3 protein-coding genes and 1 pseudogene are annotated in these 13,566 nt (G+C 46.1%); 2 read left to right on the top strand and 2 right to left on the bottom strand.

The genetic code is table 11. From position 1 onward, the window contains the following. A pseudogene (locus L1028_RS26795) lies at positions 1-4,056 on the bottom strand (hypothetical protein); the annotation flags it as partial. A 239-nt stretch (positions 4,057-4,295) separates the two neighbouring features. Here L1028_RS26795 and L1028_RS26800 point away from each other — a divergent pair. After that, entirely contained in the window at positions 4,296-5,390 is a 1,095-nt protein-coding gene (locus tag L1028_RS26800) for a YheC/YheD family endospore coat-associated protein (RefSeq protein ID WP_234541006.1), read from the top strand. Positions 5,391-5,476: 86 nt separating this feature from the next. Beyond that, on the top strand, positions 5,477-6,268 hold the full coding sequence (gene asd / locus L1028_RS26805; protein WP_234541028.1) for an archaetidylserine decarboxylase: 792 nt from the start codon (positions 5,477-5,479) through the stop codon (positions 6,266-6,268). Positions 6,269-6,341: 73 nt separating this feature from the next. Here the strand turns inward: asd and L1028_RS26810 are convergent, their stop codons facing one another. Continuing rightward, positions 6,342-13,187, bottom strand: coding sequence for a glycoside hydrolase family 3 C-terminal domain-containing protein (locus L1028_RS26810; protein ID WP_234541007.1), 6,846 nt, complete (start codon positions 13,185-13,187; stop codon positions 6,342-6,344). Between the last annotated feature and the right edge of the window lie 379 nt (positions 13,188-13,566).

Below are 13,566 nucleotides of genomic sequence, written 5' to 3' on the forward strand. Positions count from 1 at the left end.
TCCTTCCACTGTATCCGGGCTCAGATGACTGCCATCCACACTTCCTGGTACAAGATGCTTTGAATTTACGCTTTCTTCCGCTAGCTTTTCTCTGGTAATACTTCCGTCTGGAAGTAAGTCTGCGCTTCGTGCATCTTCGGCTAGATGAGCCAGTGTAATCTCACCGTACCCGATATGACGTCCTTCCACTGTATCCGGGCTCAGATGACTGCCATCCACACTTCCTGGTACAAGATGCTTTGAATTTACGCTTTTTTCCGCTAGCTTTTCTCTGGTAATACTTCCGTCTGGAAGTAAGTCAGCGCTTCGTGCATCTTCGGCTAGATGAGCCAGTGTAATCTCACCGTACGCGATATGACGTCGTTCTACTGCACCTGAGCTCAAATGACTGCCATCTACACTTCCTGGTGCCAGATGGTTTGAATCTACGGATTCTTCTGCCAGCTTCTCACCGGTAATACTACCATCTGGCAGGAAATCGGAGCTGCGTGTTTCTGGTGCTAGATGAGCCAGTGTAATCTCACCGTACCCGATATGACGTCGTTCTACTGCACCTGAGCTCAAATGACTGCCATCTACACTTCCTGGTGCCAGATGGTTTGAATCTACGGATTCTTCTGCCAGCTTCTCACCGGTAATGCTACCATCTGGCAGTAATTCTGAGCTGCGTGTCTCTGGTGCTAGATGAGCCATTGTAATCTCACCATACCCGATATGATGGCCTTCTACTACACCCGAACTCAGATGACTACTCCCTACACTTCCAGGTTCAAGATGAATAGAACTAACGGATTCTTCTGCCAGCTTCTCACCGGTAATGCTGCCGTCCGGCAGTAATTTAGAGCTACGCGTTTCTTTTGCCAAATGAGCTAACGTAATTTCACCATTTCGGATATGACGGCCTTCCACTGCGTCTGGACTCAAATGACTGCCATCTACACTTCCTGGTACTAGATGATTTGAATCTACGGATTCTACTGCCAGCTTCTCACTGGTGATACTACCGTCGGGTAACAATTCAGAGCTGCGCGTTTCTTTTGCCAAATGAGCTAATGTGATTTCACCATTTCGGATATGACGGCCTTCCACTGCGTCCGGACTCAAATGACTGCCATTCACACTTCCAGATATTAGATGATTCGAATTCACAGATTCTTCCGCCAGCTTTTCTCTGGTAATACTGCCGTCTGGAAGCAACTCTGCGCTGCGTGCATCTTTGGCTAGATGGGCCAGTGTAATTTCACTGTACCCGATATGACGTCCTTCTATTGTATCTGGACCCAGATGACTGCCATTCACACTTCCAGGTATTAGATGACTTGAATTCACAGATTCGTCCGCTAGCTTTTCTCTAGTAATACTGGCATCTGGGAGTAAGTCTGCACTACGTGCATCTTTGGCTAGATGAGCTAAGGTGATTTCACCGTGCCCAATATGACGTCCCTTCACTATATCCGCTCTCAGATGACTGCCATCTACGCTTCCAGCCATGAGATGAATAGAACCTACGGATCCTTCAGCGAACTTCTCGCCGGTAATACTACCGTTAGGCAGTAACTCTGAGCTAAAAGTTTCTTCAGCCAAATGAGCTAGTGTGATCTCACCATGCTGGATGTGACGACCTTCTACAGCACCCAGACTCAGATGACTTCCGTCAACACTTCCTGGTACAAGGTGAATAGAATCTACGGATTCTTCTGCCAGCTTCTCTCCCGTAATACTGCCCTCTGGCAACAAGTCGGAGCTGCGTGCATCTTCGGCTAGATGAGCCAGCTTGATCTCACCATGCCCGATATGGCGCCCTTCAATCGTATCAATACTTAGATGGCTTCCGTCTACACTGCCCGGTGAAAGATGCTGGGAATCCACTGCCCCTTTGGCTAGCTTAGAGCCGCTAATGCTACCCTCCTGTATTTGAATCGAAGAAATAGAATTAGGAATAATATGGCCATTTCCGATGGACAACGGCCGGATATGCGCCCCGCCAATGCTTCCCGGATTCATATGTCTGCTCTGAACCGCACTATCGCTAATGGATTTCGAATGAACCACATTCACAGATAAATGCTCTGCCTGAACTGCCGACACTGCTAATTTACTGGAATCTACGCTTCCATCAGCAAGCTTAGAAGAAGTGACCGACAAATCACTAATTTTATCCGTCGATACACTTTCCGGGGACAGCTTTAACGATGTCACCGCATGATCAGCCAGATGATGTGGCTGCACGGCTCCAGCGGCCAAATGAATCTCTCTCACCGCAGCAGAAGCCAGCTTATCTCCTGAAACTGAACCGGACTGAATCGCCGAAGCAGTCACACTATTTTCTCCAAGATGTCTCCGTTCCACGGCTCCCGTAGCTAAATGATCTTTATCCACCACAGCGTCCTGTAAAGTACGCCCGCTCACGCTGGCATCGGCCAAATGCTTCTCACCCACAGCACAAAAAGCAATATGCTCACCACTCACCACTTCGCGAGCAATCGTGCTTCCGATGACCGATCCCGCTGCCAGTTTAGCCGAATTCACCCCTCCATCCGCTAATTTGGCAGATGTTACACTCTGTGGACGAAGATGTTCCGCACCCACTGACTCTGAGGCCAGCTTTTCTCCAGTGACAGCATTTGAGGACAGATGATGAGTATGAATAGCTTCATCCATAAGCTGTTCCGAGCCTACCGCTTCCGAAGCTAAATGGGAGTGATTCACAGCCTCACGTTCCAGATGGTTGGAGGAAATGGCTTGCATAGCAATTTGCGGTCCGCGTATAGCGGATTTGGCAATATGTCTGGTGGTTACAGCTTCATCTGCTAGCTTATGTGCGAGTATGCTTTGATCTGCAATCTTCGATGAGGTGACCGCTTGCTCAACCAGTTGTGCAGTACCTACCGCACCCTCCGATAGCTTCAAGAAAGAAATGCTTCGGTCAGCCAAATGGCGGCTCGAAATTTCTCCATCGCCGATATGGGAACCGTGTACGCTTTCTGCACTTAAGTGGATGCTTCTCACCACTTCTGCACCTAGCTGCTTGGAACCAATAGCACCCTCTGCTACATGTGCACCTTCGATCACACCCGGCTGGAGCTGTCCCTTGCCAATCAGCTTGCTGGCAAGCTGCTCTGGACCAATCGCTCCCGGAGCCAAATGTCTGGCGGTGATCAGAGCATCGCTAAGATGGCGCCCCTCAATAACAGCATCAGCCAGCTTGGAGCTGCTTATTTCTCCATCGGCTATAATATCGCCAGATACCGCTGCCTCAGCCAGCTTGGAACGGTCAATACTCCCGTTTGCGAGGTGGCGGCCAGTGATACTGCTACTTCCTATTTTTTCACCAGTAACCGCGCCATCTTCCAGTAGATCCGCCGTAATAATCAGATCGCTCAAATGACGACTCTCTATAGATTTATCTGCAATTTGACCGCCTCCGATAATCCGATCAGCCAGCTTCTCTGGACTAATACTGCCGTTTTTCAGCTTCTCCCCACTGATGGAATGATCCAGCAGTTTACCACCGCTTACGCTACCTTCAGCTAAATGCTCACCCACAATGGATTCAGGCGCGATTTTCGAAGAAGTAACTGCCTTGTCCGCGATATTGATACTCTGCACAGCGTAATCTTGCAGCCATGGTGTACCAATAATGCCGAACTTCAGCTTAGAACCGTCAATGGTGCGTGGAGCAATTTTGGCTCCAGTAACCGCTGCATCTGATAGATCATCTGTATAAACAGGCTGAAACCGTTCTTTCTCGGGAGCGAACCATATGGTTTCAGGAAGATTATCCACCTGTTTCTGAAGCTGCACCTCCACCATAGGCTCCGGCTGCAGGACTGGAGCTGAAATGAGTTCCTCTTGAACTTGAACGGCTTCAGCTACTCCTCCTCCACTTACCTGAACTTCCGCAATCTCTGAATTGCTGACTCCGTCACTGATACTCCCTGAATCCTTAGAGCTGCTTTTGGTATCCAGCATACTCAGTTCCTCTGTATTGGGATTATCTACAAAATAAAGTCGTTTTTGTGGACTGCGCGGCTGCTTTTTTTTGGAACCCCTCACAAGCAGTCTCCTCCTTCCATCTATTGTTTCTCCTAGGCATCATATGCAGCGGTATGGGCTGATGACACCCTTTTGCGATAAGCCCTTCATAAGATTCTGATGAAATTTATACGTTCTTATTTTAAAAAAAAGGCTTCTGCCGCCGCGCATTCGTCCATCCTGACACGCGGGTACAAACATACAATGACTAGAGTAGTAAAGGCGGGAATCACGTGACCGAAGAAACAGGAGGAACAAACATGGGGCATAAGCTCGTTGGAATACTACTAAATGCCGATATGCACCGGGGCGTTCCCCGGCTAAAAACAGGACAGGAGTCTCTGTCCAACTATGAAGAGGCGGCCGCTGCATACGGCTTGGTCCCCTGCTTCCTGAAGCTCGCGGACATCGATACAGACCCAGGCTTCAGTGCCGCCTATATAAAGGGATCTAATGGATATAAAAGCGTAGTAGTTCCTACGCCCAATGTCATCCACAACCGGGCTATATACAGCCAGAATAGCCCAGGAATGCAACGTCTGCTGCGGCACCATCCTTTGGTGTACAATACTTGCAATCGATACGGTAAGGATGAGATCCATGAACTGCTTAAGCAGCATGAAGAGCTGCGTGAGGTTTTGCCAGCAACAACTGGCGTATCTGGACTCAAACAAATGATGAATCGTTACCCCGATCTTATTCTTAAACCTTGCCGTGGAAGCATTGGGAATGGGGTCATGCGACTGGTTCGTAAAGGGCCTCAGCGCTGGAGCTTAAATTATCTATCCCCCTCAATGCGGCGCTGGATAAGTACTCCCGTATATCAGGGGGCACTGCCAAAAATGCTCCGGGCACGCCTTGCCTCTGTCCCTTATCTCGTGCAGGAGCGTATTCCCCTTGCTGAGATTGGAGGACGTCCCTTTGATTTACGTATCACCGTTCAACGTGGCTGGGGAGGCGATTGGCAGGTCACGGGTCTCTTTGCTAAACTAGCACCCCCTGGGGGGTTTGTCTCCAATATAGCCCGTGGAGGAGAAGCGTTAAGCTCTTCCTTTGCGCTTGAAAAAGCCTTCTCTAGAGCAATAGCGGCCCATATCCGTATGGCTGTCGAAACATTTAGCCTTGTTATAGCTCGTTGTCTCGAACAAGACCTTCCAGGTCTGGCCGATATCGGACTGGATATAGGCATTACTAAGGATGGTCGCATCTTCTTCATAGAATGCAATGGCCGCGACCAACGCTATGGATTTCACAAAGCCGGCCTTACGGAGATTTGGAAGGAGAGTTACCGAAGACCTATGGGATACGCACGTTTTTTACTAGAAAAGAACAGCCTCATATATAACAGTTATTGATTTGTCTCCTATTCTATGTCAATATAATGCAGAGCAGATGGCGGCCACATACGACCGTACTGCTGTATTATGGAAGGGAGATGGGCATGGTAAAACAATTGCTGCGGCTAATGACCGAGCTATCCTCACACCGATGGCTTTCACGGTTAATGGGGTCTTTTTCTCATAGTAGACTCAGCCGTTTTCTAATCCCGGTATTTATTAAGACTTATCAAATCCCCTCCGCCCAAGCGGAGAAGAATCCTGGAGAATATCTCACTCTTAATGAGTTTTTCAGCCGCCGGCTGAAGCCTGGCATGCGGCCTATTGCAACCGATGCTGACGCTTTAGTTAGTCCCGTAGATGCAATGATTACTGCTATGGGTGACATTTCCTCGGGTACGATTATGAATGTAAAAGGGCAGGATTATAAGGTCGAGGATCTACTGAATCATTCTCCGCATCTGGAGCTGTACAAGAAAGGTTTTTTCTTCGTCCTTTATCTAAGTCCTACGGATTATCACCGGATTCACTCTCCCCTTACTGGACATAAGGTTGAGAGTGATCACATTCGTGGACGAGCCTATCCTGTCAACGATTTCGGCATGCGACATATGAAGGGCGTACTGAATCGCAATGAACGTCTTATCACGTATATCGCCGGAGACTTCGGAGAAACCGCAGTAGTAAAGGTAGGCGCGATGAACGTCAGCAGCATCGGGTATACGGATGCTAACGCTACCGAGTGGCAAATCGGCGATGATCTAGCCTATTTCGAGTTCGGCTCTACTGTAGTGCTGCTTATGGAAAGCGGTACTTTTACCCCGAGACCCAAGCTTGAGGTCAACACGAAGGTAAGGATGGGGGAATTGTTGGGGACGCTGCATCGGCCGCTTTAGTAAGGCTACGATATAACAAAATAAGGGTATCCCTAACCGATTGAAAATCGGCACCGGGATACCCTTATTTTGTTTATTTCACTTTAGAGCTTGTTACGCTAGCATAGTAATCCAGTACATTGTTGATGATCACAGCTGCTTCAGCTCTTGTGGCCGAAGCTGTCGGATCCATTTCTCCACTGCTGCCTCCATTTACAATACCAAGATCTTTGAAGGCATAGACCGCTTCTTTAGCATAACCCGCAATAGAAGCATCATCTGGGAAGTCATGGTTAGTCGCTTGCGGCAATTCAACATTCAGTTTCTTCAATGCATTGAATAGAATTACACACAGATCCTGACGGCTAATGCTGCTATTAGGAGCAAACATGCCATTACCGATACCATTGATCAGTTGATTAGAAGTCCCAATCTCAACATAGTTTTTATACCAAGTATCCTTCAGAACGTCAGTAAAATGCTTTTGATTCTCACCCATGCTGAAGTTGAAACTTTTTACTACCATGGCTACAAACTCAGCACGGTTTACCTTCCCACTTGGATCAAAGCTTCCGTCTGTGCGTCCGCCGATAATATTTCTCTCCACCAGCGCTGCAATCGCAGATTCTGCCCAGCGAGGAATTAGAGTAGCATCTTTAAACTTGTTTTTAAGCTCTTGTCTGATTTGCTCCGGTGTCTTCGTTTTTCCATCTGTTTTTGGAGGCTGAGGCTGCTGTTCTCCAGGTTTTACGACTTCTCCAGGAATCGATGGTACTGAAGGTATCGCTGGGGTAGTCGGTGTTGGCGTACTTGGTTGACCACCATTTCCACCTGATCCACCGCTGTAAGGTTTAACCATCACAGAGATCTGTACCTTCAGGCCAAGTGGATTAGCTATACCCTCAGGCAAGATCAGATCCCCCTTGATGGTGTACGTTCCTTCCGTATTACCGTTATAGCCTACCTTGTTCCACTGAACAGAAACGACCTTATTCACCCCGGTATTCAGGGTTACTGATACTGAAGCTGGTAGCTCCAGTACGTCAAAGCTGGTACCATAAGCAACACTTTTACTTGCTAGTGCTTGCACTGCCGTGATTTCCGGTATCGTAATGACCTCCGGCAGTACTTCGATCGTAATGGATGCCTTCAGGTCCTTTGGATTGCTGACACCTTCTACAAGTACTAGCGCTCCTTTCAGGATATAAGCTCCTTGCTTATCGCCATTGTAACCTTCACTATTCCAATCGATGGATATTGCCTTTGTCTCACCGTTGTTCAAAGTAGCTATGATAGAGGATGGTAGCTTCAATCCATTAAATGGAGTGCCGAATGGAACGCTCTTATTTTCCAAAGCCTGCACTGTGACAATCTCAGCGACACGAATCACTTCCGGCATTACCTGAATGGTGATGGAAGCTTTCAGATCATTCGGGTTGATCATTCCTTCTTCTAATACCATAGTACCGTTCAGTACGTATGATCCTTCCACATTGCCGTTATAACCAGCAGGGCTCCATTTAACAACAAGATCCTTCTGCTCATACGTATCAAGCGTTACTGTAACTGAAGACGGTAATTCCAATTTATCAAAAGCGGTACCAAATTCAACATTTTTGCCCTCCAGCTTCTCAATTTTAGTAATCTGGATAGGTTTAGTGCCTTCTGGCAGTACAACCACTGTAATAGAAACAGTTTGATGGGTACTATTGAGCACACCCTCAGGAAGCTCAAAGCTCCCTGCCAGCGTATAACTCCCCGCTTTTCCACCGTTGAAATCTTTACTATCCCATTTTACAGGCAAGTGAATTACCTTTTTGCTGCCCAATGTAGCTTCCACTGTAGCTGGTAGATTCAATTCTCCTACAGAAGTTCCGAACGGCACACTCAGCAGTTGCGGCTGAACAATCGATATAATTTCTTTAGCATGGGTATCTTCTGTCCATTTAGCATAATACACCGTGCTTATGTTCATTACCGTTTCTACGGTTAATGCATTACCGGTCCCTTCTTTATTATCAAACCAGCCAGCAAAAATGTGGCCTTCACGTTCCGGTACCCGAGGTAAGGTGCTTAATGCTTCACCTTTTAATGCGGTTACTATGGTAGGGGCCGGTGAGTCCAAATAATTCTGATCGAATGTGACTTCAATCGGATCAGCATAAATAAGTTCAACATATTGTAAATTTGCATTTAGTCCGTTAAAAATCATATATACATTTTGTTCACCAGTTACTTTGGTTCTGTCTAGGAAGGTTTCCGCTGTCAAATAATGATCAATGTAAGAATTTCCAGGCGTTTGTTTGGTGCTTGCCATTCCATAATTCCCCCAAGCAGCGCCTGCTTTCTGAGCAAAACTAATGCTTGCAAATTCATTGCCAAGATCAAAAGAACCTCCGCCGCTGTAGGCATCAGCGTATGCTCTTCCTTGTGTAGTAGCTCTTTTAACTGGTTTACCCGTATTGTCAGCCTCTGTATAGAATTTAAAAGATGGAGACGATCCGCCTTCACGGGCATACTGCACTCTTACTTCCACAAGATTAGTCAAGTCAACCTGACCGAAATAAACAAGGTCATTAGAATTGACATAACTCATGGCGTCCGTACCACTTTCGAATCTGAACTGGGTATTAGTTGCATAAATCCATGGTGCATGATAAGGATAGATTCTAATACCGTTCTCTACTTTCAGCGTTTCTCGCGGAGCAATATTGATTGGCATAGACGATATACTCAAATCTGTTATAGCCGCTTTCAAGGAAGCTATGGCTTCTGCAACAACCTCGTCGTTAATCGGCTCAGCAAGAACAGACTTAACCTCATCCAGCACAGCGTTGAACTTGAGCTTTTTGTAAGCTGTGTATGCACTTATATCGATCTTTTGAGCAGCCTTGATATCCGCATCTAACGCCGATGTGTCTACATTGTCCTGCTTCAACTGGAAGGTTAACCAGTTCAGGTCAATACCAGCACTCTCGAATACAATTCTAAGGGTATGCTCGCCCGCCGACAGCTGAATATCAGGGATTCTGAAGGTTTTCCATACCCCTTTAGTCGTGGTGAGGTCAAAGGTTCCCAGTAGCTTATCGCCATCATAGATGCCAAAGGACATTTGGGCGACATCCGATTGGCTAGAGCGAATTCGTGATGTGACTTTGTACATGCCTTCTTTCTCTACATTTACCTTATAGGAGATGGCTTCTCCCTTACTTGTGTTGGTGTAGCATAATCCGCCGTCTACATCATTGCTGCTTACTGGCGTGATTATCGGAGTAATCGAGGCAAATTCCGTCTCAGCTACCTTCAATTTAGTATTTTTCCCAATCTTCTTTACTGCCAAAGCTACATCACTGTTGATTCTGACATAATCAAAATCAACAAAAAATGGATCTGTGAGATTCTCACTTCCGTTGGATGCAAGTAATCCAAACTTCGGATTGGCATAATTCGCAGTTGTACTGCCAAGTGAAATATATTCCTTGCCGTCAGCGCTGACATAACCGGAATAGCTGTTGCCTATTTTTTTCAAACGTAAATATAGCTCTTTCTTTTCTCCGAAAATACTGGTGAGCTGACTGGCAGACAGTTGTCCGATGGTAACAGGCTCCGTACCTCCGGTTTCTTTGGTCATACCGATGATCTTGCCGCTACTGTATTCATACTTCACCCAGATATAGTTATTGTTATCCTGTGAAACCGTGATGCCGACACCGTTATAATTTTGATTTGGTGATTTGCTCATATTAATTTTTACGGTTGCTTCCCAGTTGCCGAAGGCTTCCTGCTGGAAATAGTTCTTCAAATCTGCATGATCACTCCAGAAGTCGCCTCTTTCAGCGATGATTCTCAAATTGCCGAGAGCAGTGCTCAAAGACCAATTTTTGTTGTTTTCTGTATTGGTAGCAGTCTCTTTATTAATCGTCCAGAAGTTGCTTAGATTTGTACTATCGAACTCATCGCTCTGTGGTGTCGTACCAAACTGTATCACATAGGAATTCGCCTGATCGGAGCTGATACATTTGATCGTCACTCTTTTATTGATGAGATCTACGTTGGCCGTCGCTTTTACACCATCATTCGTTTCAAACGTAACTTCAGGTAAAGTAGCCCCGTTACTGAGACCTACATCATAACTGAACCTAGTCTGTGCAAATCCCTCAAGCGGCTTACCATCAATAGAGATATTCTTTAAATAAGCATAGGTCGGATTCTCAAAAATCGGTTCCAAGCCTTCCTCCGAAGAGAAAATAACCTTGTAGATCCGTTTCTCTCCTCCGGCCGAAGCAGTAATTACAGCAGCCGGTCTATCTTTATCGGCTTGTCGTATAATTACGTCTACACCAGCTATCGCCGTAGCTTTGACTTCAGGATAGCTGCTAGTTTCAGTCGTTTCACCAAAGGCTTTATAGTCGAGTTTCAATGGATTAAATATTTTGATCTTTTTGCCGCCAACCGTAATATCAGAGAGCTGTGGATCTCCTGATTTGTCCGTATTCACCCGGAACCAATCTCTTCCTGGCGTATAATTGACCACGTAATCAATCTTTGCCGTCCTTGCAAAGGCAGGAGATTGCATCAAAAAGCTCGTGATATTCTTGGCAGAACGCTGCAATTCTCCCAGATTCAGACTTCCGTTAGCAAGCGATGTCATCGTATTAAAGGTACTGTTATTCCGATTCTTATGCGTTTCTGCATAATCGTTCGGAATTACCATGTAAAGGTCATTTTGGGCACGAACCATGGCTTTGCCGTTAGTTTCATCATAACGATTGGAAGTGGCATAGAAGCCCTGATCCTCACTCATCTTCGCCCACCAGTCTGTCATGACAATCCCATCAAAGCCCCATTCTCCACGGAGGATCGTAGTATTCAGATCATAGTTACTGGAAGCCCAGGTTCCGTTTACCGGACCATAGGACGTCATCACTGAACGTGCCTTTCCACTCTTTACTGCCATTTCATAACCTTTCAAATAAATCTCACGAAGCGCTCTTTCAGAGACAAGTGCATTCACAAGATGTCTATCCGTTTCCTGATTGTTCGCAGCGAAATGCTTGATAGTAGGCGCCGTACCGTTCTTCTGAAGACCTCTTGTCTGCGCAGCAGCCATGATGCCTGTCAGTAATGGATCCTCTGAAAAATACTCAAAGTTTCTTCCGTTCAGGGGACTTCTGTGGATATTGATCCCCGGGCCTAGCAGCGTATCGATGTTATTAAGCAGCATTTCTTTGCCAAGAAGATCGAATAATCTTTCATTCAGCTCAGTGTTCCACGTACAGGCAAGCATCGTCCCGTTCGGGATACTGGTTGCTTTCTCTGCATTGGTCTCCATCCGGATTCCTGAAGGACCGTCCGCAGCACTGTCGATAGGGAGCCCGAATTTCAGCAGATTTTTAGTGACACCACCAAAAGCCGCAGCGGTACCGGCAGTAACTTTAGGGCTGGACATCCCTTCCCCTAAAATAATGGCCCCCAAATCGTTATTGGACAATTGTGCAATGAACTGATCCATAGTCACTTTCTGATTGTATACATCCAATAAGGTATAACCCTTGTCCCCGGTTTGTGGAATGGACGCAGGAAGATTTTGCTTGATTCTCTCATCCAAGTTGGTAGTCCGTGTTGGTACCTTTTCAGTGACAGTGGTAAAAGTACCATTTTCATTCGGTTGACCTGGTTTGATACGATCAAATTCCTTAGTTGGCGCGAGCGCTTCCTGCAAGGTTTCTACAACCTTCAAGGCATTAAGGCTGTATACTCCTTGCTTTTCGCTGGTACTTACACTGTTGCCTACGTAAATATTATAGTCACCAGTTTCCAGGACATAAGATGAATCATGACCCGTAATTCCACTGTCATCATATGAGGCCATATCTTTGGTGTCATACGTGATGGTGATCGACTGTGACTCCCCAGGCTGTAGCAGGCGGGTCTTAGCAAAAGCAGCAAGCTCCTTGGCCGGCTTACCAAGTTTACCTTGTGGTGCACCGTAATAAATCTGTACAACTTCTTTGCCTTCCACCTTACCTGTATTCTGAACAGTTACAGACACCGCAACCTCATTCTCACCAGCATTGACATTATCAGTCGTGATCTTGAAATTGGTATAAGACAGTCCGTACCCAAATGGATAGAGCACCTTATCCGGAGCAAAGGTCTCAAAATAGCGGTAGCCTACATAAATATCCTCACTATAAGAATTTTCAGTTTTGCTGCCAAAATGTGCAGTAGAAGGATAGTCTTCAAGTGTAGCTGCAATCGTATCGCTCAATTTACCGCTTGGCGTAACGTCTCCGGTTAGTACGTCAGCTACGGCGCTACCGCCTTCCATCCCCCCTTGCCAAGTGTACAAAATAGCAGCTTTGGGATAGTTTTTAGCCCATGACATATCGATCACGTTGGCTACGTTCAATACGATGGCCACTCGGTCGAATTTGGCATAGACCCGGTTAAGCATGTCTACTTCAAGGTCTGTTAGCTTATAGGCACCCTTGACGTCCGTATTATCCTTATCTTCACCAGCTGTTCTACCGATGATGACCACAGCTGTATCCGTTTTTGCTTTTGCTGCATCCACAATTTCATCGGTTAAAGGCATTTCTGCCTGTGACCATGGCTCTGCTGCCCAGCCACCACCGCCATTGTTGAAAGGATTCTTTTTGATCCAGTCGGCATAAACCTTCGCCAGATCTTCGTTTAACTTGAGACTGGGATTGTTCCGAAGACCTTCCAGAATCCCATTCACATAATCTACCCTTACCGCACCGCCAGATCCTGTGCCTGACTTGTAATAATGCGCTTGTATGCGGCCAAATACCGATACATTTTCACTCTTCTTGATAGGGAGCACTTGTTCATTTTCATTTACTTGTGATCCTGCTAGTTTATACTCCGGATTTTGCAGCAGCACAATACCTTCAGCAGCCACTTCTCTGGACACATCCGCTAATCCCGGGAGAACCTTGGCCAAAACAGGAGAACTGGTACTAGGCGTTATGATTGAGGTTATCAGAATGCAGCAGAATAATATTTTAAGTAAGCGATTACAATTTTTCCTCATACTTATCACCATTCCTTTCGATTAAGGTACAGCGAGATTTCAATTAAAAAATTTCTAATACATAGACGTTCACTTCATAAACCGATAAGATGAATTTACTTTCAGGAAGGAGTTATTCTCTAAGAACGTTAGCCACTGTGGAGGAAGGCTTATTCAAGCATCAAGTGTGTTACTGATTAAATCTAAACCGGTTTAGATTTCCCGCATAATTCCCCTAACTCATACTTACAAATAAAAACGTGCGAAAATGTTCATTAAT

Source organism: Paenibacillus pseudetheri (assembly GCF_924513355.1).
Taxonomy (GTDB): Bacteria; Bacillota; Bacilli; order Paenibacillales; family Paenibacillaceae; genus Paenibacillus_AQ; species Paenibacillus_AQ pseudetheri.